Origin of the sequence: Bradyrhizobium oligotrophicum S58 (genome assembly GCF_000344805.1) — a bacterium.
GTDB lineage: Bacteria > Pseudomonadota > Alphaproteobacteria > Rhizobiales > Xanthobacteraceae > Bradyrhizobium > Bradyrhizobium oligotrophicum.
Map to the genome: position 1 here is coordinate 7,540,622 of NC_020453.1, position 25,031 is coordinate 7,565,652.

Annotated in this window: 25 protein-coding genes and 1 pseudogene; 10 read left to right on the forward strand and 16 right to left on the reverse strand. The window is 64.3% G+C overall.

Annotated elements, in window-relative coordinates; genetic code table 11:
* Nucleotides 1-10: 10 nt before the first annotated feature.
* The 3 genes from S58_RS32650 to arsA form a co-directional block, all read right to left on the reverse strand.
* Nucleotides 11-1,912 carry a feruloyl-CoA synthase gene (locus S58_RS32650; protein WP_015669711.1) on the reverse strand — a complete coding sequence of 634 codons (1,902 nt, stop codon included), beginning with the start codon at nt 1,910-1,912 and terminating at the stop codon, nt 11-13.
* A gap of 1 nt (nt 1,913) precedes the next feature.
* Nucleotides 1,914-2,717 (reverse strand): crotonase/enoyl-CoA hydratase family protein, encoded by an 804-nt coding sequence (locus tag S58_RS32655; RefSeq protein WP_015669712.1) that lies wholly within the window; start codon nt 2,715-2,717, stop codon nt 1,914-1,916.
* A gap of 836 nt (nt 2,718-3,553) precedes the next feature.
* A complete protein-coding gene (gene arsA / locus S58_RS32660; protein WP_015669713.1) occupies nt 3,554-5,311 on the reverse strand; it encodes an arsenical pump-driving ATPase in 1,758 nt (585 codons plus the stop codon).
* A gap of 164 nt (nt 5,312-5,475) precedes the next feature.
* On the opposite strand from arsA, the pseudogene S58_RS39240 reads away from it, so the two are divergent.
* Nucleotides 5,476-5,815, forward strand: a pseudogene (locus S58_RS39240) (TRAP transporter substrate-binding protein); the annotation flags it as partial.
* Between the two features lie 205 nt (nt 5,816-6,020).
* Nucleotides 6,021-6,353, forward strand: a complete 333-nt coding sequence (locus S58_RS35900; protein ID WP_015669714.1) for a hypothetical protein — start codon at nt 6,021-6,023, stop codon at nt 6,351-6,353.
* Between the two features lie 366 nt (nt 6,354-6,719).
* On the opposite strand, the gene S58_RS32670 is transcribed toward S58_RS35900, so the two are convergent.
* The 4 genes from S58_RS32670 to S58_RS32685 form a co-directional block, all read right to left on the reverse strand.
* On the reverse strand, nt 6,720-7,199 hold the full coding sequence (locus S58_RS32670; protein ID WP_015669715.1) for a DUF3237 domain-containing protein: 480 nt from the start codon (nt 7,197-7,199) through the stop codon (nt 6,720-6,722).
* Nucleotides 7,199-8,518, reverse strand: a complete 1,320-nt coding sequence (locus S58_RS32675) for a TRAP transporter large permease (protein WP_015669716.1) — start codon at nt 8,516-8,518, stop codon at nt 7,199-7,201. Before S58_RS32675 ends, S58_RS32670 begins: the two co-directional genes overlap by 1 nt.
* Before the next feature lie 6 nt (nt 8,519-8,524).
* Nucleotides 8,525-9,034: a TRAP transporter small permease gene (locus S58_RS32680; protein ID WP_015669717.1), complete on the reverse strand. Its 510-nt coding sequence runs from the start codon at nt 9,032-9,034 to the stop codon at nt 8,525-8,527.
* A 254-nt stretch (nt 9,035-9,288) separates the two neighbouring features.
* A complete protein-coding gene (locus S58_RS32685; protein ID WP_015669718.1) occupies nt 9,289-10,308 on the reverse strand; it encodes a TRAP transporter substrate-binding protein in 1,020 nt (339 codons plus the stop codon).
* 384 nt (nt 10,309-10,692) lie between these two features.
* Between S58_RS32685 and S58_RS32690 the strand changes: the two genes are divergently transcribed.
* Nucleotides 10,693-11,115, forward strand: coding sequence for a PaaI family thioesterase (locus tag S58_RS32690; protein ID WP_015669719.1), 423 nt, complete (start codon nt 10,693-10,695; stop codon nt 11,113-11,115).
* A 9-nt stretch (nt 11,116-11,124) separates the two neighbouring features.
* On the opposite strand, the gene S58_RS32695 is transcribed toward S58_RS32690, so the two are convergent.
* Nucleotides 11,125-12,009 (reverse strand): LysR family transcriptional regulator, encoded by an 885-nt coding sequence (locus tag S58_RS32695; RefSeq protein ID WP_015669720.1) that lies wholly within the window; start codon nt 12,007-12,009, stop codon nt 11,125-11,127.
* 121 nt (nt 12,010-12,130) lie between these two features.
* Here S58_RS32695 and S58_RS32700 point away from each other — a divergent pair, with 121 nt between their 5' ends.
* The gene (locus S58_RS32700; RefSeq protein WP_015669721.1) at nt 12,131-12,763 is read left to right on the forward strand and encodes a pyridoxamine 5'-phosphate oxidase family protein; all 633 of its coding nucleotides are present in this window, start codon (nt 12,131-12,133) and stop codon (nt 12,761-12,763) included.
* A gap of 1 nt (nt 12,764) precedes the next feature.
* Here the strand turns inward: S58_RS32700 and S58_RS32705 are convergent, their stop codons facing one another.
* Nucleotides 12,765-13,493 carry a glutathione S-transferase family protein gene (locus S58_RS32705; protein ID WP_015669722.1) on the reverse strand — a complete coding sequence of 243 codons (729 nt, stop codon included), beginning with the start codon at nt 13,491-13,493 and terminating at the stop codon, nt 12,765-12,767.
* A 216-nt stretch (nt 13,494-13,709) separates the two neighbouring features.
* On the opposite strand from S58_RS32705, the gene S58_RS32715 reads away from it, so the two are divergent.
* Together S58_RS32715 and S58_RS32720 are read left to right on the forward strand one after the other, a co-directional pair.
* Nucleotides 13,710-14,408: a helix-turn-helix transcriptional regulator gene (locus tag S58_RS32715; protein WP_015669723.1), complete on the forward strand. Its 699-nt coding sequence runs from the start codon at nt 13,710-13,712 to the stop codon at nt 14,406-14,408.
* Nucleotides 14,401-14,709, forward strand: a complete 309-nt coding sequence (locus S58_RS32720) for a YkgJ family cysteine cluster protein (RefSeq protein ID WP_015669724.1) — start codon at nt 14,401-14,403, stop codon at nt 14,707-14,709. The genes S58_RS32715 and S58_RS32720 overlap by 8 nt, the downstream gene beginning before the upstream one ends.
* A 25-nt stretch (nt 14,710-14,734) precedes the next feature.
* On the opposite strand, the gene S58_RS32725 is transcribed toward S58_RS32720, so the two are convergent.
* From S58_RS32725 to S58_RS32740, 4 genes are all read right to left on the reverse strand, one after another.
* Nucleotides 14,735-15,124 carry a hypothetical protein gene (locus tag S58_RS32725; protein ID WP_015669725.1) on the reverse strand — a complete coding sequence of 130 codons (390 nt, stop codon included), beginning with the start codon at nt 15,122-15,124 and terminating at the stop codon, nt 14,735-14,737.
* Nucleotides 15,125-15,254: 130 nt separating this feature from the next.
* Nucleotides 15,255-15,605 carry a DUF3307 domain-containing protein gene (locus tag S58_RS32730; RefSeq protein ID WP_042341059.1) on the reverse strand — a complete coding sequence of 117 codons (351 nt, stop codon included), beginning with the start codon at nt 15,603-15,605 and terminating at the stop codon, nt 15,255-15,257.
* Nucleotides 15,606-15,907: 302 nt separating this feature from the next.
* The gene (locus tag S58_RS32735; RefSeq protein WP_042340374.1) at nt 15,908-16,789 is read right to left on the reverse strand and encodes a DUF6537 domain-containing protein; all 882 of its coding nucleotides are present in this window, start codon (nt 16,787-16,789) and stop codon (nt 15,908-15,910) included.
* Nucleotides 16,790-16,808: 19 nt separating this feature from the next.
* Nucleotides 16,809-17,480 carry a Crp/Fnr family transcriptional regulator gene (locus tag S58_RS32740; protein ID WP_042340376.1) on the reverse strand — a complete coding sequence of 224 codons (672 nt, stop codon included), beginning with the start codon at nt 17,478-17,480 and terminating at the stop codon, nt 16,809-16,811.
* A 271-nt stretch (nt 17,481-17,751) separates the two neighbouring features.
* Between S58_RS32740 and S58_RS39245 the strand changes: the two genes are divergently transcribed.
* From S58_RS39245 to S58_RS32760, 4 genes are all read left to right on the forward strand, one after another.
* Nucleotides 17,752-17,967, forward strand: coding sequence for a hypothetical protein (locus S58_RS39245; protein WP_042340377.1), 216 nt, complete (start codon nt 17,752-17,754; stop codon nt 17,965-17,967).
* Between the two features lie 363 nt (nt 17,968-18,330).
* Nucleotides 18,331-19,128, forward strand: coding sequence for an enoyl-CoA hydratase/isomerase family protein (locus S58_RS32750; protein ID WP_015669729.1), 798 nt, complete (start codon nt 18,331-18,333; stop codon nt 19,126-19,128).
* Nucleotides 19,129-19,286: 158 nt separating this feature from the next.
* Nucleotides 19,287-20,021 carry a helix-turn-helix transcriptional regulator gene (locus S58_RS32755; protein ID WP_015669730.1) on the forward strand — a complete coding sequence of 245 codons (735 nt, stop codon included), beginning with the start codon at nt 19,287-19,289 and terminating at the stop codon, nt 20,019-20,021.
* Nucleotides 20,022-20,103: 82 nt separating this feature from the next.
* A complete protein-coding gene (locus S58_RS32760) occupies nt 20,104-20,787 on the forward strand; it encodes an acyl-homoserine-lactone synthase (RefSeq protein WP_015669731.1) in 684 nt (227 codons plus the stop codon).
* Between the two features lie 651 nt (nt 20,788-21,438).
* Here the strand turns inward: S58_RS32760 and S58_RS32765 are convergent.
* The 3 genes from S58_RS32765 to S58_RS32775 all read right to left on the reverse strand — a co-directional run bounded on the left by S58_RS32765 (nt 21,439) and on the right by S58_RS32775 (nt 24,888).
* The gene (locus S58_RS32765; protein ID WP_042340378.1) at nt 21,439-22,092 is read right to left on the reverse strand and encodes a nitroreductase; all 654 of its coding nucleotides are present in this window, start codon (nt 22,090-22,092) and stop codon (nt 21,439-21,441) included.
* Between the two features lie 182 nt (nt 22,093-22,274).
* Nucleotides 22,275-23,522, reverse strand: a complete 1,248-nt coding sequence (locus S58_RS32770; protein ID WP_015669733.1) for an acyl-CoA dehydrogenase — start codon at nt 23,520-23,522, stop codon at nt 22,275-22,277.
* Nucleotides 23,523-23,643: 121 nt separating this feature from the next.
* Nucleotides 23,644-24,888, reverse strand: a complete 1,245-nt coding sequence (locus S58_RS32775) for an acyl-CoA dehydrogenase (protein WP_015669734.1) — start codon at nt 24,886-24,888, stop codon at nt 23,644-23,646.
* Nucleotides 24,889-25,031 lie beyond the last annotated feature (143 nt).

A 25,031-nucleotide genomic window follows, 5' to 3' on the forward strand; every position in this document is an offset into this window, starting at 1 on the left:
AATGCGTCGATCAGCGGGCGAGGATGACGTCGTCGCCCGGCGTCGCGGCGTAGATGCGCTCGATCAGGTCCTTGCGGTTCTCCAGCACGGCGCGCTGGTTGATCGAGCCCTTGTCGGTGACTTCACCCTTGTCGATGGACAGCGGCACACCGAGCAGAACGGCGCGTGTGATCCGGGTCGAGGACCCGGTCGCGGTCTGCTGGAATTTTGTGAAGCGCTCGCGGAAGGCCTCGACGATCAGCGGATCGGCGGCGGTGGCGGCGAGATCGTCGAACGGCAAGGTCGCGTTGATCAGGCGGCAGCCGTCGACATCGAGCACAATGATGGCCGCGATCTCGTCGCGGTTGATGCCGGCGATGATGACGTCACGCGCCAGCGGCGCGCAGGCGGCAATGAAGCGCGCCCTGAGAGGACCGACCGAGACCCAGGTGCCGGATGCGAGCTTGAAGTCCTCGGCGACGCGGCCGTCGAAATCGAAGCCGGCGTTGAAGTCGTTGGGATCGACGGGCTTGAGCGCGTCGCCCATCTGGTAGTAGCCCTCGGAGTCGAACGCCGCGGCCGAGACCTCCGGCAGGCGCCAATAGCCCGGCGTGACGTTCGGGCCCTTGGCCCGCACTTCCATCTTGCCGTTGTTGGGCACGAGCTTGGCCTCGTTGCCGGAGACGGGCAGACCGACATGGCCGGAGCGGCTGGTGCGCGGATTGACCGACATGAAGAACGGCGCGGTCTCGGTCGAGCCGAGGCCGGTCAGCATCGGCACGCGATAGCCCGTCTCGGCCACCGAGAGCTCGTCGAGTTCGTTCCAGACATGCGGCGCCAGCGCGGCACCCGAGAAGAACATCGCGTGCAGCCGGCTGAAGAAGGTCTTTCGCAACCCTAAGTCCTCGCGGAAATAGGGCAGCAGCGACTCGTAGCCCTTGGGGACGTTGAAATACACCGTCGGCGAGATCTCGCGCAGGTTACGCACGGTCTCTTCGATGCCGCCCGGCACCGGCTTGCCCTGGTCGAGATACATCGAGCCGCCGTTGAACAGCGTGAGTCCGATGTTGTGGTTGCCGCCAAAGGTGTGATTCCAGGGCAGCCAGTCGACGATGACAGGCGGCTCGTCCTTGAGGAAGGCGAGCGTCTCGCGGATCATCACCTGGTTGGCGCAGATCATGCGCTGGGTGTTGATGACGGCCTTGGGATTGCCGGTCGAGCCCGAGGTCAGCAGGAATTTCGCGATCGTGTCCGGGCCGATCTTGTCATGCGCGGCATCGAGGCCGGGGAATAGCGGCGAAGCGATGAGATCAGCGAGCATCGTGATCTTGCGGCCCGGCACCGAGCCGAACGACGCCACGATCTCGGTGCCTTCAGGCACGTTGGCCGAGAGCGCATCGGCAAACTTGTCGGCGTCATCGACGAAGACGAGTCCCGGCGTCAGCAGCTTCATCAGATAAGCGAGCTTGCCGTAGTCCCGCGACACCAGCGAATAGGCCGGGGACACCGGGCAGAACGGCACGCCGGCATAGAGCGAGCCGAACGCGACCAGCGCATGGTCGATCGAATTGCCCGACAGGATCATCACCGGCCGGTCCGGCGACAGCCCGCGCGCGAGCAGCCCCGACGCGATGTGCCGGCTCGCCGCCAGCAGCGTGGCATAGGTCAGCTCGCGCCACCCCTCTGGGCCGACGCGCTCGGCCATGAACACGCGCTCTGGTGTGGCTTTGGCGAAGTGATGCAGCCGGTCCGTGATCCGCTGCGGGAAGTCGCCGAGCGGCTGCTTCGGGCGAAGATAGATGGTGCCGTCATCGCGGCGATCGACGGTAACAGCGGGATCGTTGAACGAGATCGCGCGCAACGGATGAACACTGGCGCTGCGCGCCGTGTCGTCCGTTCCTCCCTGTGTGCTTGTTTTTGCTTGTGCGGTCATGTCACGTCGGCTTCACTTTGGCAGTCTTGTGATCCAGGAAGGCGCGGATGCGGCTCTTGGCCTCCTTGTCGCTCTGCGCGACGGTGGCCATCAGCGATTCCATCAGCAGGCCGGTCTGCGGATTGGCCTCGGCGATCATCGGCAGGGCCTGCAGCACGGCGAAGTTCGTCAGCGGCGCGTTACCCGCGATCTTCGTTGCCAGCTCCAGCGCCTTGGTCATCGAGGCGCCGGCGTCGACCAGATATTGCGCGAAGCCGTAGGACGAGCCTTCGGTCGCGGAATAGACTCGGCCAGTCAGCATCATGTCCATCATACGGGCGACGCCGATCAGGCGCGGCAGCCTGACCGAGCCGCCGCCACCGACGAAGATACCGCGCTGGCCCTCGGGCAGTGCGAAATAGGCCGAGGGCTCGGCGACGCGGATATGCGCGGCGCAGGCGAGCTCGAGCCCGCCGCCGATGACGGCGCCCTTCAGCGCCGCAATGACCGGCACGCGGCAATACTGGATGCGGTCGAACACACGATGCCACATCTGCGAATGCACCAGGCCTTCAGTGGCATCACGCTCGCGCAGTTCGGACAGGTCGAGGCCGGAGGAGAAATTGTCGCCGAGGCCGTGGATCACGACGCAGCGGACGTCTTCGGGCAGGCTGGTGAAGCACTCGCCGATGGCGAGGATGATGCCGTCATTCAGCGCATTGCGCTTGGCCGGGCGGTTGAGCCCGATCGTCAGGACGGCACCCTGCTGGTCGATCTGCAGCAGAGACGGATCGCCCGCTGGCGTGGCGGTGTCGGCGTTTCCCATCGCTTGATTGTGTCCTGTTCAGAATAGTTATGTTTTATAACGATCTTGGCGGGAGTCAATAAGCGCTCCCCGAGATCATGTTGTGCAATGCGAAAGACGGCGCCGGACTGACTGCTTGCGCGAGCTACGCGACGACATGTCCGGGCCCATGGCGGCATGGTAAGGCGTGTCTGCGCAAAGGCAAATGACATGGTCGGGCATTCCCGCGGCGAAATCACGCCCGGGGCTTGCTCAGCGTTCACCCTCTTGTGCAGAGGGCGCAGGGAAGGCCAGGCGCCGACTGACGCCTGCGGCCCGCCTGCGAAAAAAATGCAGGCGGCAGGTACCACAGGTGCAGCCGGAATCACCCGGCCTTCCCTGCGCGGTGGTCTTCACGCTTATACGCAGTCTCCCTGGTGCGCCGGGCTTGTTGGCCACCATCACCACGCGGCGCCTGAGGCGCCATCGCGGCTTGATACCAGCATCGGGGTATCAGGACGCTGCGACTTCACGTCCACGAGACGTTCGTTCGTCCGCAGGCCCGTGAGAGCCTGCTGCGAAGTCTCGCGGCCACCGCTCCCCGCCCCGCGTGTCGTGACGATCGCGCGCTACGCCCCTCGCTTGGGACGGGATGGCGGCATCATGCCTGATTTCTTCAAAAGCGAAAGCGAAAAATTTCCGGATATCGATCTCGATCGATGCACCGCATTGAAGTGGCAGGCAAAATGATTTTTGGTGCGCAGGCGATTTATCTTGGCACGCGGCCGGAATCGCGCGGAAAGGTCGCGCGAAGCCTCAAAGTGATTTGCTCGTCGGGCAGGAGGAACGGGACTTCTGTCTTGGACACTCATGATCGATCATGACAACGCCTTGAGCTGCTCAATTCCGATCGGCGGCTTGCTTCGCCAGCCGATCAGGAATGCCCGGTTTGCAAGTCCGTTCCGAACGCGATCAATCTGCATCCTTTCTCTCGCAAGCCGCGACCGCAACAACGGATCGCGAGTTCCCGAGGCGCTGAGGCATTTGTTGATGACCCAACCGAATGGCTCGATGCTGGCGCGGCGCAAATCATCCTGAAGAGCGGCGGCTTCGGAAACTGGGGTCGTCTCCGGCAGAGCCACAAGGATCACGCGCGTATGAGCGGGGTCTTGAAGTCTCATCAGCGGCGTAATGATACGCCCTGGGCCGCTCGGGTCGAGTTGGCGTGTCATCTGCCGATGATAAGCGCCGGTGGCATCGAGCAGGAGCAGAGTATGGCCCGTGGGTGCCGTATCGAGAACGACAAAGTCGCTTCGCGCCTCCGCGACGATCCGGGAGAAGGCATGGAACACGGCGACCTCCTCGGTGCACGGCGAAGCGAGGTCCTCGAGCAGCAGCGCCTTGCCCTGCTCATCCAGGTCACGGCCACGGCTGGCCAATATTTTCGCGACGTACCGTTCGGTCTCGATGCGAGGATCGATCCGATCCACGGTCAGGCCCGGCATTGCACCCTCAACGACGAAAGCGACATGGGCTGCAGGATCGGTCGTGCTGAGGTGGACGGCATGCCCGCGCTTGGCGAGTCCCACGGCAACGGCAGCGGCAACCGTCGTCTTTCCCACGCCGCCCTTGCCCATGACCATGATCAGGCCGTGCCTGCCGCCAGCGATATCATCGACCAACCGGTCGAGACCCGGCAAGTCGACCGGCTCGGCATCCCCTGCCCCGGCTGTCATCGGAAGCGATGCACTGGATGGTGACAACAATGCTCTAAGCGCCGCGACACCCACGATGTCAAAGCCAAACAATGGAATTTCATCACGCGGTAGCTTCGTCAGCGACGCTGGCATCGCGGCGAGAGCCTCGTCCTGATCGCGCTGAAGGGCGACTGCCACGGCATCGGCTGGGTCCGCGGCATGAAAGCGTCCGTTCACAGCCAACACCTGGTTCGAGAGATTGAGCGCGTCGAGCTCGCCTGAAGTTCTGGCGGCTTCGCGTATCGCTCCCCGCTCGGCCCGGGTGACAAGGACGATGGTCGTGCGCTCGGAATTGCCCAACGCCTGAAGCGCCCGGCGAAATCGCTCCTCCTGCATCTTCAAACCCGAATGCGGGCCGAGGCAAGATGCCCCGCGGTCGTTGTCCTTCAGAAAGCCGGTCCATGCCTTTGGCAAGCTGAGAAGCCGCAACGTATGGCCGGTCGGAGCTGTGTCGAACACGATATGGTCGAAGCCCGCCATATCACCATCCAGCAATCCCACGAACTCATCGAAGGCGGCTATCTCAGTGGTGCAGGCACCGGAAAGCTGCTCGCGGACGGTCGATTTCTCCTCAGAAGTCGCAGCAGGCCCGAGTTGTTCGAGCACGCGGACCCGATAGCTCTCGGCTGCCGTCTCGGGATCAATGTTCATTGCGAACAGCCCAGCCACGTTCGGCACCGGCAGTGGGCTATCAGCCAGGCTGACTTCCAGCATCTCGTCGAGGTTCGATGCAGGATCGGTGCTGACGAGGAGGACACGCAAGCCACGGTCGGCAAGACCGATGGCCGTGGCACAAGCCAGCGAGGTCTTGCCGACGCCGCCTTTGCCGGTGAAAAAGAGAAATGGTGTCGGAGCATCTAGGGCGCGCAAACGAGGCATCACAATTCATCCTGAGGCCGGCGCGCTGGTGCAAGAGAACCGCCTGAACACTGGGCATTTCCTGCAGGCCGCGCTGACAGTCGAGTTTCGTTGGTAGAACCCTGACAGGGCGCCTCGTTGCGATGGATCAATAGCGCGGCGCGCCAAATGTCCCGCAGGCGCAATCCGGCATCGGTTCGGCCGGCGCCTGGCTGCCTCACTATCTGAACCGGGACGAACCGGACGACAACACGAGCTGCCGCAACCGCATTGTTGCGGCGATATCGGAGGTTCGCAATGCTGCGTCGGAAGACGATCTGCTGACATGTCAGCGCGACGTCGACGCAATCATCGGAGAGACCCTCAAATCCTACGATGATGGAGCAATCGAACAAGAGGACCTCGCCGCATTCGGTCTTGTCCTTGAACTTTTTCAATCATGCCATTGCCGAAAGGCGAGCGACGCTGCAGAGCGCCCCGCCGATCACGAAAACGACCGCTCGAATCCTCGCCTCTCGGCGATAGGCGCGCCCGGCTCATGAGGTCCAGGCTGCTGCCGACTCATCGGTCCAGCGCCACGCTGCCGTTGATGACCCCAAAGACTCCATCGGCATTCGCGTTGCCATGCGCCGAGGCCGGCCTCGGACATGAACGGCTAACAACAGCACGTTCAGCGCGGCTTCAAAGCGCGCAAGGTAGAACGTCACCACACTTCCCAATGGAGGGGACCATGGTTTCGCTGAAGACATCTCTCGCTGGCGGCGTCGCCGCGCTCGCCGTGACCGCAACGCTGTTCGCCGGCGCGGCGCCCGCTCAGGCCCATGACGGACGCAATGCGGCGCTGATCGGCGGCCTGGTGGCCGGGGCTCTCATCGGCGGCGCGCTGGCGTCGGCGTCGGAAGCGCAGGCGTATGAGCATGCGCCGGTCTATCGTTCGCATTACCGCGACGCGGCGTATGACGGCTACGGCTACGAGGGCTATCGTTACGTGCCGGCTCACCGCTATCGCGATTGCGACCACGGCGGCTATGGACGGGTTTCGGGTTGGGACGACGAGGAGTAGACGTAGGTCTCCGGGAATACGAGCTGTCCCGCCGCAAGCCCCGCTGGCGTCCCGGGCAAGCCTGGGCAACACGACAGCGTTGGCCGGGCGCCGACCCGGGACCCATAACCAGCGGCGTCGGTTTGGCGATAACTGGTCGCCGTTCAAGCGTCCCCGAGAGATCACGCGGTATGGATCCCGGGTCGGCGCCTCTACGGCGCTCCGCGCCGCCGAGGCTTGCCCGGGACGACAGCAGTGATCGGAGTAACATCTCGAGCCACAACGTCATTGCGAGGAGCGGAGCGACGAAGCAATCCAGGGCTCGGGTAAGACTCTGGATTGCTTCGCTGCGCTCGCAATGACGGAGCACGTGGCAGGCAGCCCGGCCTACAGCACCACGTGCACGTCGATGATGACGCGGTCGGCGTGGCGGGCGGCGGAGCCGATGAAGACATGCTGCATCAGCCAGCGATATTTGTCGTGGCCGGTCTCGAAACGGGGATGGGTGCGGAAGTAGATCAGCTTGGGATCGACGGGCTCGCCGCGCTTCAGCTTCTGCAGCAGATCGACCGGTCCGAAGCGGATGCCGCGGTTCTCGACATAGATGGTGGCGCCGTCGTCGGTCTCGAAGGCGTATTTGGCTTCGAGGTCGATCAGCTCGTTGGGGCGGATCACCTGGAAATCGGCGCCGAAGTTGCAGATCTTGCCGCTGATGCCCTCGCCGTCGCGGCCGGGCCCCTTCACCTCGCCGCCATGGATCGGGATGATCCGGCGCACGCCGATGCCGGTCTCGCCGGCGCTGGTGACGTCGCCGATCGATACTGTGAGGGTGAAGACGTATCTGGTCTCGAGGATTGGCGTCGTCATCAGCGGTTCATCATCTGTTGCGGCAGCCAGGTGGCGAGCAGCGGGAAGGCGATCAGGATCACCAGCCGGATCAGGTCGGTGGCCACGAACGGCAGCACGCCCTTGAAGATCGTGGAGAAGGAGACGTCCTTCACCACACTCTTAATGACGAAAACGTTCATGCCGACCGGCGGATGGATCAGGCCGAGCTCGACGGTCATCACGATGATGACGCCGAACCAGATCGGATCGAAGCCGAGATGCGAGATCACCGGGAAGATGATCGGCACGGTCAGGATGATCATCGCCATCGCGTCCATCAGGCAGCCGAGCACCAGATACATCACCATGATCAGCGCCAGCACGCCGTAGGGGCCGAGGCCGAGGCCGGTGAGGAACTCCGTCACCTTTTGCGGCGTCTGCGTCACCGTCAGGAAGTAACCGAAGATCAGCGCGCCGATCAGCACCGTGAACACGGCAGCCGCGGTGCGCGTCGCCTGCAGCAGCGAGGCCAGGATCTTGTCCTTGTCGAGCCGTCCCGTGAACAGGCCGATCAGGAAGGCGCCGGTGGCGCCGACGCCGCCGGCCTCGGTCGGCGTGAAGCGTGGCAGGAACGGCAGGCCGTAGAGGCCCCCGATCACGAACAGGAACAGCAGCATCGGCGCCCAGATGCCCTTCAAGCCGGCGATGCGTTCGCGCCACGGCGGCGCCTCGCCCTTCGGCAGGAAGTCCGGCCTGACGCGGCCGATCACCGTAATGGTGATCATGTACATGGTCATCGCCAAGAGGCCCGGGATGATGCCGGCGATGAACAGCTTGCCGATGTCCTGCTCGGTGATGATGCCGTAGACCGCGAGCACGGTGGACGGCGGCAGCATGGCGCCCAGGGTGCCGCCGGCGGCGATGACGCCGGTGGCGAAGGATTGCGGATAGCCGAAGCGGCGCATCTCCGGATAGGCCACGGCCGAGAACGTCGCGGCGGTCGCGACCGACGAGCCGCAGATCGCGGCGAAGCCACCGCAGGCCGCGACGGTCGCGATGCCGAGCCCGCCGCGCAGATGGCCGACGAAGCCGTTGGCGGCTCGGAACAGCTCGCGGCTCATGCCGGAATTGGAGACGAACGTTCCCATCAGGAGGAACATCGGGATCACGCCGAACGTGTAGTCCGTGACCGTGCGCATCGAGGTCTGGCCGACCAGCTTCAGCGCCGCCGTGCCGTTGACGAGATAGGCGAAGCCGGACACGCCGACGAGCCCCATCGCCATGCCGACCGGCACGCGCAGGAGCATCAGCGCAAACAGCGCAACGAAGCCGATGACGGCGACCGCATCCGTGCTCATGCGGCGCTACTCCGTGACCTTGACGTGGGGGTCATGAATCTCCTCGGGGTGGAAGATCAGGCGATAGGTTCTGATGGCAATCAGGAGCACCGCCGAGACGTCGCCGATCCAGGCGATGGCGAAGAACGGCCAGGTCGGCATGTGCAGGTCGAAGGTGAGGACGTTGTCCTCGTAGGTGCCGCGCACCTTGTCGAACAAGGTCCAGGTCTGCACCGTGACGACGAACAGCAGCACGAGAGTTGCGAAGATGTCGATCCAGCGCTGGTAGCGCGGGCCGACATTGCCCCAGATCAGATCGACCGTGATGTGGGTGCCGCGGTACGATGTCGCAGCGATGCCCCAGAAGATCAGGATGCCGAGCAGCATGCGCCCGATGTCGAAGGAATCGGGGATCGAATAGTTCAGCGTGTTGCGCAACAGCACCGACAGGAAGATGTCGAGCGCGACGATGCCGACGAAGAACGCGGCGATCCACTCGATCCCATCGATGATCCGGTCCATGTAGGCGCGCTGCATGGCGTTCCCGTTTTAGCAATCAGGTTTGCATCTCGAAAATGTCGGGCGAGCTGCTGCGCAGCAGGCGGTGCCCCGCCTCTCCCCGCTTGCGGGGAGAGGTCGGATTGCATCGCAAGATGCAATCCGGGTGAGGGGGTACAGGTCTGACCGCGAACACTTCTCGTGCGGCTGCCCCTCACCCCGACCCTCTCCCCGTGAAGGACGGGGAGAGGGAGCGCACCGCCGTCGGCGCAACAGCTTGGTATCAGGAGACGTTACTGCGCCAGCGCGTTGTACTTGGCGAGCGAGGCCTTCAGCTCGGTCATGGCGGCGTCGGCGTCGACGCCGGTCTTCTTGACGCCGTCGGCCCAGGTCTTGAACAGCGGCTCGGAGGCCTTCTTCCACGACGCGGTCTGCTCCGGCGTCAGCTTGTAGACCTCCTGCCCCTGCTCGGCCTTGATCTTGTCGACGCCGGCGTCCTCGAACTTGCCCCAGGGCTCGCCGACCCGACCAGCGGCTTCCGTGTTGCAATTGTCGTCGATCGCCTTCTTCTGCATCGCCGACATCTGGTTGTACTTGTCCTTGTTCATGACGAACACGAAGGTCGTCACGTAGAACGGCGCGTCCATGTGGTACTTCGTGACCTTGTCGACGCCGAACAGCACCAGCGATCCGGCCGGGAACGTCACGCCGTCGGCGACGCCGCGCTCGATGATGTCGCGCACTTCCGGGGCCGACGACTGCACGTTGGTGCCGCCGAGCAGAGTGACGAAATTGGCGATGGTCGCATCCGCCGGGCGGATCTTCATGCCCTTGACGTCCTCAGGGACGACGACCTTCTTGGTGCGGGTGTGGAAGGATGAGGGCGTGTGGACGAAGGCGAGGCAGTATTTGACGTCCTTCATCTCCTTCTCGGCATATTTCCGATACCAGGCGTCGAGACCTTCCGAACCGCCCTTGGCGTCGGAGATCAGGAACGGCAGCTCGCCGGCGCCGATGATCGGGAAACGGCCGGGCTGATAGCCGGGATTGACGTAGGTGACGTCGGCGATGCCGTCGCGCGCCATGTCGTAATGATCGAACGCCTTGCCCAGCTGCTGGGCCGGGAACACCTTGCCCTTGATGGTGCCGCCGGAGGCCTTCTCGACCGACGCGGCCCAATCCTCCAGCGCCTTCTGCAGCGGATGGCTGGCCGGGACCCAGTGCGAGATCTTCAGATCGAACGTCTTGTCCTGCGCGAGCGCGGGGGTGGTCACACCGGCAGCCAGCGCCAACGCCAGAAGCGTCTTCCTCATCGAGATCGTCTCCTTCCATCGGTTGAGCCTTCGAGGGCCCTTTGCTTCATTGTTATAGCATATAAACATCATTGCAAGCGCGGCAGCAGGTCGGCCACCGCCGCTCGCCGCAATGCGCTGCCGATCGCTTCGGCCCGCCCGAATATGACAGACGAAAGTCGAAGGCGCACGCCATTTCATTAACACGTTAAGCATCTCCAGTGCACCCGAAATTGCGGGGGCACGTCGACGCACCGCAAAATTGCGGGCGATGGACACCTGACGTCCACGGTCAGGTGTTCGTTTTCAAACATCGCCGCAAATTGCGTTTCAAACTTTGTAGGCGGTGCAAATCGGGCGCGGTCGTCGTTCACTGCCGGGCATGTTGAGCGCAACGAGAGCCGCATGTCCGACAATGCCATCCCCGCCGGTTTCGAACCGCATTTCCGCAAGAGCCCGTTCACCGATCCCTGGGAGCCGCTCTACGCCAGGACAACGGACAAGGCGGTCATCCTCGGCCTGCGCCTTGCCACACCGCACACCAATTCGCGCGGGCTGATCCATGGCGGCCTGATCGCGTCATTGGCCGACAATGCGATGGGCTACAGCTGCGCCCAGGCGCTGGGCTGGGAGGTGTCGCTGGTCACGATCAATCTCGCGGTCGACTACATCGGAAGCGCCGGGATCGGACAGTGGCTCAGCGTCGAAAGCGAGGTCATCAAGAGCGGCCGCACGGTGTGCTTCGTGCAAAGCCTGGTGCTCGCCGACGATACCGTGATCGCGCGCGCGAATGCGACGTTTCGCGTGGTACCGAAAAAGGAGGGATGACAACAGGCCTCAGCCGAAGCGCCAGTCGCAGGTCGTGGTGACCAGATCGACGAAGGCGCGGACCTTGGCCGAGAGCAGGCGTGAGCTCGGAAACACGATATGGATCGGCAGCGGCGGCTGCTCGAATTTTGCCAGCACGCGCTTGAGGCGGCCGCGGTCCAGCGCCTCGGCGGCCTGATAGGCCAGCACCCGCGTCACGCCGCCACCGGCCTCGGCATATTGGATCGCGGCGTCGGCATTGTTGGTGACGAGCCGCGGGCTGATCTCGATCCCCAGCTCGCGGCCCTCCCTCACGAAGCGCCAGTCCGCCCACGGGCCGAACTGGATGGTCTGGTGCTTCGCCAGCGCCTCCGGGGTCCGCGGCTCGCCGTGCGCCTTGAAGTAGGCGGGCGCGCCGACCACGATCCGCCGCATGCTGCCGACCTGGCGTGCGACCAGCGAGGAATCGGCAAGATGGCCGATGCGCACGGCGCAATCGATGCCGTCCTCGACCAGATTGACCTGGCGGTCCTCGAGGCGCAGCTCGGCGGAGACGTCGGGATAGCGGCTCAGATAGGCAGACATCACCGGGCCGACATGCAGGCGGCCGAATCCGACCGGCGCCGACACGACCAGCCGCCCGGCCGGCCGCAGGCGCTCGCTCTCGGCGGCGAGCTCCGCCTCCTCGAGGTCGGCCAGGATGCGCCTGGCCCGATCGAGATAGCGCCGTCCGGAATCGGTCAGCGTCACGGAGCGCGTCGTCCGCTGCAGCAGGCGGACGCCGAGATGCTCTTCGAGCCCCGCGACCAGACGCGTCACCGCCGACGGCGACAGCTTCAGCCGGCGCGCTGCCGGCGCAAAGCCGGCGAGCTCGGCGACGGTGACGAAAGCCTGCATGGCATCGATGCGGTCCATCCGATTATTGCAGCATCTGCAATGATCTGATGTCAACCGCCTGGATTATTTCCGAGGGTGATCGGGGCCATATTGTCGGCGACGGCGGCAGTCACTGCCGCAGAGACAAGGAGTCATTGCGATGACCCAGACAACCATTCAAGCGCCCGGCGACGTCATGTTCTCACCGGCCGTGAAGGCGATCCAGGCGCGCAAGGGGTCGCGCGAGAGCTATGCGCATGTGGAGCAGAGCCGCGGCTTTCGCCACGAGGTCGACGCCGATCTCGCCGGCCGCCTCGCCGAGGCCACGAGCTTCTATCTCGCGACCGCTTCGGCCGATGGCCAGCCCTACATCCAGCACCGCGGCGGACCGAAGGGCTTTCTGAAGGTGCTGGACAGCCGCACGCTGGCCTTCGCCGATTACAGCGGCAACAAGCAGTACATCACGCAAGGCAACCTGTCGGAGAATCCGCACGCCTACATCTTCGTCATGGACTACGCGCATCGCCGCCGGGTCAAGATCTGGGGCACGGCGCGGGTCGTCGAGGATGATGCTGCGCTGACGGCTTCCCTCATGCCGAAGGGCTATAGGGCGCGTCCGGAGCAGGTCATCCTGTTCACCATCGAGGCCTGGGACACCAACTGCCCGCAGCACATTCCGCAGAAGTTCGACGCGGCCGACGTCGCCGAAGCCCTCGCGGTCCGGGATGCGCGCATCGCGGAGCTGGAGGCGGAGCTGGCGCGCCTAAAGGGCCGGCCCGCGCCGACGGTGTAGCTCAGGCGGCCTCGGCCGCCCTGCCCCATTCGAACTCCGGAAAATACTGCGCCATCATGCGGTCTGCATAGGCGACGAGATTGCCGAAGCCCTCGGTGCGCCGGCGCAGCTCCGACTCGAAGAACGGCGTGAGGATGCCGGCGATGACGGCGAACGCCGTCGCGTCGGTGCCGCAGGGACGATCGCCCATCAGATAAGGCCTGTCACCAAGCTGGACCGACAGCGCGCGAAGCGAGCGTGCGGCCAGATCGATGTCCTCGTCCGGCGCGTGGCGGCCGAGGCCCGAGATCAGATAGTTCTCGGCGACGCGGAACTGCGCGTCCTCGCGCAGCTTCTCGCGCCTGTCGGCCGGGACGCCGTCGAAGAAATGCGCCGGTCCCTTGGCGAAGTTGACCGGGTCGACCCAACGCGACCCGACCAGCGCAAAATACAGATGGTGCTCGATCATGCGCTCGAATGCCCAGGCCTGCGCCCGCGCCCGCACATCCAACCCATGATCGAAGTCGAAGCCATATTTGCGCTCGATATGGGCACGGATGAAGGTCGAATCGGCGATCAGCTCGCCGCCATCGTCCATGAAGGGCAACTGCCCCTTCGGCGAGGCCGGCGGCATTGCCCGCTGCTTCCGAAAAGCGAGGCCCGCCATCTTCAGCTGCACCTCCGTCTTGGTGACGAAGGGGCTGATCTCCGGCAGGCCGAAGCCCGCGCCCAAACCGAACAGACTGATCATGACAGCACTCCCGACTTCCTGAGCAGACGCCGGACGCTACGAACATGCTGCTGCCACCATGGTGTCAGCAGCGGCAGGTGCGTGGTGACAAGGTCAAGGCCATAAAGCATCATCATCGACATCACCCCTTCAATGCAGTGTTGGCCCGGTATAAAGACGGGCTGCTGCCAGCATCCTGTCAGCATTGGCGGGGTGATCGCTTCCGCAGGACACACCATGAGACGCGCCGACCGGCTGTTCCAGATCATCCAGGTGCTGAGACGCACGCGGCGGCCGCTAACGGCCGACGCGATCGCGGCCGAGCTCGAGACCTCGAAGCGCACGATCTATCGCGACATCGCCACCCTGATCGGGCAGCGCGTGCCGATCCGCGGCGAGGCGGGCATGGGCTACATCCTGGAGAAGGGTTTCGATCTTCCGCCCTTGATGCTGACACCGGACGAGATCGAGGCCGCGGTGCTCGGGGCGCAATGGGTATCCGTCAATGCCGATCCGGTGCTGGCACGCGCGGCCGAGGACCTGATGGCCAAGATCGCCGACACCGTGCCGGAGCGGCTGCGGCCGTTCGTGCTGGAGCCGGCGAGCCGCGCGCCGCGACCCTGGAGTCGCGAGCCCGACCGCATCGACATGTCACGGACGCGATCGCAGATTCACGAGGGCCGCAAGATCAGGCTGCGCTATCGTGACGAGCAGGGCCGCGACAGCGAGCGCGTGATCTGGCCGATCGCGATCGGCTATCACGACGCGGTCCGCATCCTTGCCGCGTGGTGCGAGCTGCGCCACGATTTCCGCAGCTTCAGGACCGACCGGGTGGTCGAGGCGGACTATCTCGACGACAAATACCCTGAGCGGCGTGAGGCGCTCCGCGCCAAATGGCGGCGGAGCCTGGTGTGGGAGGTTCCCAAGGATGTCTAATCAGACCGACGCCGGCCCCTGCCAGAGCTGCGGCGCCTGCTGCGCCTATTCGTCGAACTGGCCGCGCTTCACGATCGAGGAGGATGAAGCGCTGGATCTGATCCCGTCCGCGCTGGTCAATGAGCGGCTATCGGGCATGCGCTGCGAAGGCGACCGCTGCTGTGCGCTGGACGGCGAGATCGCGCGCGCGGTGGCCTGCAGGATCTACGCGATCCGCCCCGAAGTGTGCCGGACCTGCATGCCTGGCGATGCCGAATGCGCGATGGCGCGGCGCAAGTTCGGACTTCCGGTGCTCACCTGAGCCTGCGCCACGACGAAGCGGCGAATCAGGCCGTGACCGGCTCGAGACTGTCGTCGAAATCGTCCTCGAACGGCTTCATCACCGAGAGCGGCTTGGTGGAGAGCGAGATCGGCTTGCGGCTTGACGTCGCGGCCGGACTGGACCGGCTGCCGCGGGACTGTGCGTAGAGCGCCGATCCGACCCGTCCACCGAACTGCGACAGATCCTGCTCGCTGCAGGTGGATGCAATCGCGAGCGCCAGCGGGTGAAGATGCGTGCGCCGGTAGCAGAACAGCGCCAGCATGACCCTGACTTCGGCGGAAACGCTCTCGACCAGCGCGGGCAGCCCGTTGGCATCGGCACGATAGAGCTCGCCGAGCAGTTCCTCGCCCACCGGGCAGGTGTCGCCGTCAAACGCATCGCGGCGCGGAAGCATCGTTTTGATTCCCATGACGCGACGATGCCGCGCGAATCGCTAATACACCGTTAACCAAACCGTATGACCGGCCCGACCCCGGATTGTTACCGGCCTCGCGATGAACCGACGATTCGTCCGAATGCAGATCTCAGCCGTTCGCGGCCATGAAGATCGACAATCCAAAACCCGTGAGGTGATGCAGCGCCTGGTCGACACCGATCAGGGTCCAGAACCAGGGATGCTCGAGGGTCATGCCGAAGCGCGACGAGCAGATGCCCTTGAGGCGATCGATCGTGATGTGGATGACGAAATCGATCACGGCGACGAACCAGAATTTCGGCGCGACGATCAGGATCAGCACCATCGCAACGGCGAGATGGATCAGGCAATGCACCAGCAGCGGCAGCGCCCAGCCCTTCCGCTGGTCCTTGCCATAGGCCATCCAGGCGTTCTGCAGAACGAAATCGCCAATGATGTGCTTGAAGGTGAGCAGCAGCATCCAGCCGACCAGCGCACCAACCGGGACCGACGAGGACAAAGAGGGAAAAGACAAAGCTGACGCTCTCGCTACGACTAACCTTGGACGCACCGGCAACTACAGGCGTTCAGCGCAATCTTATGAGAATACCCGGCCAATTCGACGCGTATGCGACGCTTATGACATCTCTGGTGGCGAATTGCACGTGAAAGGGAACCCCAATTCGCACTCTGCTACCTTCCTACCGCTCCGACGAGAGGTAAGGTTACCTGCGCCGCTGGCCGATCCGCCGGCGCGCAAACCGCCTCACCGCTCCGCGGAGCTCATTCCGCCGCATCGCTGTTCGATCCCACTGCCAGCGCCCGCGCGCGGATCTGCGCGATCGTGCGCTTCAGGGCGACCTGGCGCGGATCCGGCATGGCCGCGGCGCGCGCCTCGGCGATGGCGGCGGCGAGATCCGGGATCGGCAGTACGCCGTCGAAGGTCGGCTTGGCCAGGCCATTGATGATGGCGTGCCAGTCGGCGAGGCCCTGGCAATAGCCGTCCCCCTGGCCATGGATCATCGTCGCCGTGGCGATGATGGCGGGGGCGGAGCTGGGCTGCTTGTCCAGGGCCCGGGCGATCATGTGCAGCCAGCGTTCGGCCCAGGCGCGTTCCTCGCCATAGCGCACCGACTGCAGCCGCCAGCGCCGCAGGCCGGCGATCGTCCGGAGACGGCGGACCGCAAGCCGTGATCGGATCGAGAACCGGAGCTTCAGCCGGCGGCGGCCGAGCCAACCGACCTGCTCGAAGCCGGTCAGCAGCGAATCGGCCAGCGCTTGCGGCAGCACGCCGATCAGCTCCTCGAGCCGGAACCTCCTGAGATCGTCGCTGTCGCGTCCGCCGGTCCGGCCCATTGCAAGGTCGAACAATTTCAGCTGCGCGATCCGGATCGGATCCTCATAGGCCATGCGCGCCGCCAGGTGCTGCGCGATCTCGCATAGCATCGCGGCGTCGACGTTCGATCGTCGAACGAACCGTTTGATACGATCGACATAGAGCTGCGCGTAGCTCGCACCCTGATACTCCATCAGCAGATGAATGCCCTCGCTCACCACCGGAGCTGCGGCGTCGGGCAGGCCTTCCGGCAGAAAAGGCGGTTCACCGTCGTCGTCGCCGATGAAGTCGGCGAGCAAATATCGCAGCGAGGACCGAACGCTTTTCACCGCGTGATGGCTCCCCGGGTCACGCCGACTTGGCCACGGCCGCCGGTGCCGCGACGGTCTGCTGCGCCAGCCGCCGCTCGAGCGTCTCGATGTTCTGGAACAGCCGGGCGCTGGCGAGGCGCAGGAAGTAGAAGGCGAAAGCGGGATTCTGGACGTAGAGCTGCTCGACCTGGTCATAGGAGACCGACAGGATCAGCCCGCCCTCGACGCATTCCAAGGTCTGTGTGCGCGTATTGGACGGCGAGATCATGCCGAACTCGCCGACGATCGCGCCGACCGGCAGCTCGATACCGGATTCGACCAGCCGGAAGCGGCCGCTGACGATGTAGTACATGCTGTCGGCCTTCTCGTCCTTGTAGAACAGCACCTCGCCGGGACCGCATTTGCGCTCGGTCATGAACGGCTTCAGCCATTCCATCGACAGGTCGCTGTTGACCGACTGCTTCACGTCGCGGACCAGCTGCAGCATCTGGTGCAGGCGATAGCTGTTGAGCGGCAGCAGTACGCCGTGCAGCACCAGGACCGGATAGTTGTGCGTCGGCACCGCGGTCGCGAGCAGGACGATGTTGGTGAGGATGGCGAAAACCCGCAGCGGAATCATCGTCCGCATCGACAACGTGGCGACCACGAAGATCGATGCGAAGAGGCTGCCGGCGGCGCCTGCATGTTCGACCAGGTGTGAGGTATCCATCGGGATCAACCAAACTCTTGCGACGCAGGTGGGCGGCCGCTTGGTTCCGGCCCCCTGTGGCTAATTTAGCGTGTCCATGCCCACTGTTGATATACGGCGAACAGACGACGATTGAACCGGTATTTGAGTTGGGACAGAAAAATTCCCCCCTCGATGCCGATCGGTTGGGCCGGCTGTGACGCCGCGCAACAGCCCGGCATCGTTGACGGGCGTTCCCGCGCAGGGCGCTTTGCCGGCGCCGGAACATGACCACCGACAGGCGGCTGGTCCGATGACCAAACCGCTGCGATCTCTTGCCCTGGCGGCGTTTGCCGCGGCGACGGCCGGCCGAAACATGACCCGTGTCGCCTCCATCGCCGTGGCGCTCGGCATCGGCGCCATGGTGCTGTCGATGAGGCTGCAAATCGCTGGATCGTTGCCCTGTTATGGGGATGCCTTGCCTGTTTCGTCGCCGAATGGGGCGTGCGGGTTCAGCGGGCGGCGCTGAGGCGGCGGACGGCCAGCTACCTGGCCGCCCCCGCCGGGGCCTGCTGGATACCGTCCCGGTGATCGCCGTGCCGGCGGGCGACCCCTGCTGTCGGTGCTGGTGCTGCTCCTCGGCCTGGTCGCGGAATACGCGTTCGAGCAGACCAGCCGCCGGCCACCTTTGGCCCCATCCCGGCCGGCTCGAGTGGGCTGTCAGATGGCGCTGCTTGGAAACGGCCTGCGCTTGGCCAATATCGACCTCGCCCCGGCTGTCCGAGCTGCTGGGCCTCGACCTCGTCGATGTCGCGTGCTGATGGTACGCCACCCCCGATCTGGCGCAGAGCATCGATGCCGAAGCGCAGCGCCGCGCGATGGAGAACAGGACATGACCGACGGACCGACCAGCCCAGGCGAGGACACGCCGAGCACGCCGCTTCTGACCATCGAGGGCACCCGCGCCACCATCCGGCTCAATCGTCCCCGCCATCTCAACCGCCTGCAGCCGGAGGATCTCGGCGCGCTGATGGCGCTGTTCGACCGCGTCGAGGCCGACGCGGCCCTGCGCGTGCTGGTTCTGACCGGCACCGGGCGCGCCTTCAGCGCAGGCTTCGATCTCGGCGCCATTGGTGCAGCGCCGGGGGCCGATACGGCCGCAGCGGCCAGCCCGGCGTTCGAGGACGTCGTCGACCGGCTGGAGGACCTGGCGCTCCCGACCATCTGCCGGATCAATGGCGGGGTCTATGGCGGTTCGACCGACCTGGCGCTGGCCTGCGATTTCCGCATCGGGATCGACAGCGGCGAGATGTTCATGCCGGCCGCGCGGCTCGGGCTCCATTACTACCCGAACGGCATCAAGCGCTACGTATCCCGCCTTGGCATCGACAATGCCAAGCGCCTCTTCCTGACGGCGGAGCGGATCGACGCGCGCGAGATGCTGCGCATCGGCTATCTCACCGCGATGGTCGCGGCCGACGCCCTCGACGGCGAGGTCGACCGCGTGGCGACGATCCTGGCCGGCAACGCACCGGAAGCGATGCGCGGCATGAAGCGCGCCATCAATGAGTTTGCCCGCGGCGCTCTCGACGATGCGGCAGCCCGCCGCAGACACCTCGACAGCATGAGCGGCGCAGAGATCAGTGAAGGCATGAAATCGTTTGCAGAGAAGAGGCAGCCGCGATTCTGAGCGCATCTGCGCCGCCGCCCGGCGAATTTTTGCATGCAAAGTCCCTGTATCCAGGCGGTGTTCCGACACACGCTCAACGAACTATCGACGTAAAGCTCCAATTTGCGGTTGACAGCCTTTTGTCCGCAGCTAGCTTGGCTTTGGGCGGAGACTTTCACATGCAAGTGATAGATGCGTATTGGGGACGACGAGCTCTGGACTACGTCGATGCGATCGAGGCGTCGACGACCAGCGCGAGCGTGCTCTCCCAATTCGAGAAGATGATCGGCGACCTGGGCTTCCACGCCTACATCATGGCCGGCGTGCCGGCGCCGGGGCAATCGCTGCAGCAGACGATCCTGGCCAATGGCTGGCCGCGGGATTGGTTCGAGATGTACGCCAGGGAGCAGTTTCACCGCTGCGACCCGATTCCGCGGCACTGCGTCTCGACGCTGAATCCGTTCGCATGGTCGGAGGCGCCGTATGACCGCGACGACGAGCCGGGTGCGCATGAGGTGATGACGCGGGCGAAGGATTTCCGATTGAACGAAGGCTTCTGCGTGCCCATCCACTATGACGATGCCGTGGGCGCCGTCAGCCTCGCGGGCGAGAACCCCAACCTCGCGCCCGACGCCAGGGGCGCGCTGCACCTGATCAGCATCTTCACGCACAGCAGGCTGCGGGCGCTGGCACGCTCCGCAATGAACAATCAGAGCCGGCGGCTGTCCCGGATCGAGGCCGAGGTGCTGGGTTGGGCGGCGCGCGGCAAGACGGCGTGGGAAACGGCGCGAATCCTCGGCGTGTCCGAACGCAACGTCCGTTGGCATCTCGAGGAGGCGCAACGCAAGCTTGCGACCAAGAACAAGACGGCGACGGTTGCGATCGCTCTTGTCAACGGCGAGATCTCGATCTGATCTGGCGTTTTTTCCACTGGATCAATCGAACAGCATCAGCAATCTGCAAACCCCAAGTTGGTTCAGACGACCGGGGGTTTCGATGCCTGAGATTCATGTCGTTCGAAAAGATAATCGCGCTCTCTACGAGAAATATTTTGATCCCTATTACCGCCTGCGCCATGAGATCTACGTCAAGCAGCGCAAATGGATGGCACTCGACCGCCCCGACGGCCGCGAAATCGACCAGTTCGACACCGAGGAGTCCGTCTATCTGTTCTGCATCGACAAGGGTCAGCTGATCGGCTCGATGCGGGCGGTGCCGACGCTGATGCCGACGCTGATGAGCGACATCTTTCCCTATCTCAATCTGCGTGGTCAGATTCAACGCCCGGATGTCTACGAGCTGTCGCGCATATTCGTGATCCCCGAGCGCCGCGGCGAGCACGCGGGACCGCGCGTCGACCTGCTGCTGCTCACCGCAATCATGGAATACGGCATCTCGATCGGGCTGACCGGCTTTTCGATCGTGCTCGAAACCTGGTGGCTGCCGCGTTTCGAGAAGTGCGGCTGGAAAGCGCGCCCTCTCGGCGTGCCTCACATGATGGATGGAATGTCGGTGATGGCCGTGCTGGTTGATTGTGACGAGACGACGTGGAAGTCGCTATGTACCCAGATCGGCCTGACGCGGCCGACGCTGACCTGGCAAGGCCTCGAAGACGTCAGCCGCCAGGCCCTGCCGGATATCTTTCTTCAGCTTCCACCAGCCTTTCAGCCAGCGCAATGAGCTGCTCACGGTGCCGCGTCAGTCTCAGTCTATGGAAAGCCTTCAAGAGGCGGTGACCAAGGAGCGTCGCCTCATCCACCTCGAGGGCATAAAGGTTGGACGGCGTGTTCATGGAATCCATCGCTGACACTTCAGGTTTTGAACCGTGACTGAACCTTCAATCGAGAAGATCATCGAGCGTCTGCAATTTTGCATCGTAGATGCTCGGGCGATGCAACTCAAAATGTTAGAGAGGATTTTGTCAATATCATTGCTTGAAGCTCACGAGCTCAAGGAAAGATGCGCGCCCAAGTCGAGCAACAGCAATCACTAGGTCTCCGCGCTGAAAGCACGCGCCACGGCGCGTGCCCTGCAGCGAGCTTCGCGGCGTCGCATCCGCCGACAAACCGTTGATTTCAGTGCCGCTTTGAATGTGAGAGTCCGATCGGAAGACGCGTGATCATGTTTGCCGGATTGCGCACGTCGAACTTGGAAAACTTCGCGGCGGGATGATGGCAACGCGCGCACGCAGGCCTGCGTTCAGCAAACTCGGTTTACAAATCTAGACACGGTTGCAGCGTCGGATCGCATCACGGCGATCGGAGTCCCGTATAGTGGAACTACTGCTGCCTGCCGATGCGCTCCGACGAGTGCGTCGCACGACTGCCGGACTTACAGTTCCTCGTCGTGAAACCGAGCCGTCTCTGCGATCGAGGCCCGGTTGGTGCGGTAGGAGTTGGCCTTGTGGCCGAGATCTGGATAACCGAACGAGATGCCGCAGACGACCTTGCGGTCGTCACCTAATCCGAAGTGCTGTCGCACCAGGTCGGAATGAAACGCCAGCGCCGCCTGCGGCACCGTGGCGATGCCGAGCGCCTGCGCCGCCAGCATGAAGCTCGTCACATAGCCGCCGCAGTCGATCGCGCCGTAGGTGCCGAGCGCCTCGTCGCTGTGGATGATCGCCACATGCGGCGCGCCGAACAGATTGTAGTTCTCCAGCGCCTGCCGGGCATAGCCGGCCTTGTCACCACGTGGGATGTCGAGCGCGTTGTAGAGCTGGAAGCCGCTCTCGCGCCGCCGCTCCAGATAAACGCCCGTGTACTCGCGCGGAAACGGAAAGTCGCCCGATGCCGGCTTGCCGCTGGACGCAGCCGCATACATGACTTTCCGAAAGGCCTCGGTCGCCGGCCCGGAGGTGATCTCGAGGCGCCAGGGCTGGCTGTTGCACCAGGACGCCGTCTTCTGCGCGGCGGTGAGAATACGCTCGATGACGGCGCGCGGCACCGGGTCATCCCGGAAGCGGCGGCAGGAAAACCGCGCGGCCATCAGCTCTTCGAGGATGGTGATGGGATCTTGCTCTAACTTTGGCGCTGCTGATGACATGACAACCTTCTGTACAGTTCGACCGGAGACGCTCGCGTTGCGCTCGCCCTCCACACCCCCCGCCATTCAGGGGCGGTCGCCAAAGCGACCGAACCCGGAATGGCAGTCGTTGTGATGCAGTGGGATTAGCTCCGTCCCTTGGTCGGTACCTTGTTGAACGGCACGTCCTTGTCGACTCTGATATCGCCGGGCAGGCCGAGCACGCGCTCGGCGATGATGTTGCGCAGGATCTCGTCGGTGCCGCCGGCGATGCGCATCGACGGCGAGGTCAGCAGCATCTGCTGGAATTGGCCTTGCGTCACCCCCTCGTCCGCGCCGGTGAGAACGCCGGCGCCGCCTTCGAGATCCATGGCATAGGTCGCGATGTCCTGCAGCATGGTGCCGGCGACCAGCTTGCCGATCGAGTTCTCCGGTCCCGGACGTTCGCCCTTGGACAGCGCCGAGACCGCGCGGTAGCTGGTGTACTTCAGGCCGCTCGCCTTCACCGCCCACGAGGCCAACTTCGAGCGAACCGCGCGGTCATCGATCGCGAGCCCGTCCTCCATCATCAGGTTGGCGCAGAGTTCGAACATCTCCGGGAAACCGGTCGCGAGCCGCGCGCCGATCGACATGCGCTCGTTCATCAAGGTCGTCAGCGACACGTTCCAGCCGTCGCCGACCACACCGAGCCGCTGCGAATCCGGGATCACCACGTCGGTGAAATAGACCTCGTTGAACTCCTGCATGCCGTTGGCCTGCTTGATCGGGCGGACCTCGACGCCCTTGCTCTTCATGTCCAGGAAGAACATCGTCAGGCCCTTGTGCTTGGGCACGTTGGGATCGGTGCGCGTGATCAGCAGGCCGTAGTCGGAGTAGTGCGCGCCCGAGGTCCAGATCTTCTGGCCGTTGATGATCCAGTCGTCGCCGCGCTTCTCGGCGCGCGTGCGCAGGCCCGCGACATCGGAGCCACCGGCGGGCTCGGAGAACAGCTGACACCAGATCTCTTCCCCCGCGGCGAGCTTGGGCAGATAGCGCCGCTTATGCTCCTCGCTGCCATAGGCCATCACGGTCGGGCCGCACATGCCCTCGCCGATCTGGAACGGCTGCGTCAGCTTGCCGTAGACGCCCTCCTCCTGCTGCCAGATCACGCGCTCGATCGGCGTCGCTCCGCGGCCGCCATACTCCTTCGGCCAGTGCAGGCAGGCCCAGCCGGCGTCGGACTTCTTCTTCTGCCAGGCCTTGCCGACGGCGACGATGTCGGCATGCTTGAGGCGGATGCGCCCGAGCGAGGAGCTCGCAAGTTCGGCCTCGAGCTCCTTCGGCGCATTGGCGGCGATCCATTGCCGTGCTGTATCTCGGAAGGCGGCTTCCTGCGGGGTGTCGTCGAAGTTCATGGCCTAACCTCACTTCGTATGCGTAGGGCGGGTTAGCCGAAGGCGTAACCCGCCATTTGATCAGCGTTGTATGAGCCATCGGCGGGTTACGCTGCGCTAACCCGTCCTACGACAGCACGTGTTAGTTTCGTCCCTTGGTGGGGACCTGGTTGAACGGCAGGTCCTTGTCGACCCGGATGTCGCCGGGCAAACCGAGCACGCGCTCGGCGATGATGTTGCGCATGATCTCGTCGGTGCCGCCTTCCACGCGGGTGCCGGGCGCGCGCAGCAGCATCGCCTGGAATTTTCCGGCGAGCTCCGCCTCGGGGCCGCTGAGCACACCGGCCGCGCCCTGCAGGTCGAGTGCGTAGGCGGCGACGTCCTGGATCATCGGTCCGGCGACGAGCTTGCCGATCGAGTTCTCGGGGCCCGGCCGCTCGCCCTTCGACAGCGCCGAGATGGCGCGGATGCTGGTGTATTTCAGCCCGCTCGCTCTCACCGCCCAGCTTGCAAGCCGGGAGCGCACGTTGCGGTCCTCGATTGCGGGGCGGTCGTCCAGCATCAAATTGGAGCAGAAGTCGAACAGCTCCGGAACGCCGGTTGCGACGCCGGCGCCGATCGACATGCGCTCGTTCATCAAGGTCGTCAGCGCGACATTCCAGCCGTCATTGACGGTGCCCAGCCGCTGCGAGTCCGGAATCACGACGTCGGTGAAGTAGACCTCGTTGAAATCCGAGTGCCCGCTCGCCTGCTTGATCGGCCTGATATCGACGCCGGGGCTCTTCATGTCCAGAAAGAACATGGTGAGGCCCTTGTGCTTCGGCACGGTCGGATCAGTTCTCGTGAGCAGGATGCCGTAGTCGGAGTAGTGGGCGCCCGAGGTCCAGATCTTCTGACCGTTGATCACCCAGTCCTCGCCGCGCTTCTCGGCGCGGGTGCGCAGGCCCGCAACGTCGGAGCCGCCGGCCGGCTCGGAGAACAGCTGGCACCACACCTTTTCGCCCGAGGCCAGCGGCGGCAGATACTGCCGCTTATGCTCTTCCGACGCGTAGGCCATCATCGTCGGCCCGCACATCCCGTGGCCGATGATGAACATGCCGGAGAGCTTGCCGAACGGCCCCTCCTCCTGCTGCCAGATCACCCGCTCGATCGGCGACGAGCCGCGGCCGCCATACTCCTTCGGCCAGTGCAGGCAGGCCCAGCCAGCCTCCGCCTTCTTCTTCTGCCAGGCCTTGGCGACCTGAAGAATATCGGCATTCTTCAGCCCAACGCGGCCGAGCGAGGTCGCGCGCAGCTCGTCCTCATACTGCTTCGGCGCATTGGCAGCGATCCAGGTACGGGCCTGGCTGCGGAACGCCGCCTCTTGCGGGGTGTCATCGAAATTCATGGGCAAGCCTCTGAAATTGTAGCAATCATTGATGCAGCTTTTTCAGTCTCGTCATTGCGAGCGAAGCGAAGCAATCCAGGGCCGGAAGGAACGTCTGGATTACTCCGTCGCCTTCGGCTACTCGCAATGACGACAGAACACTG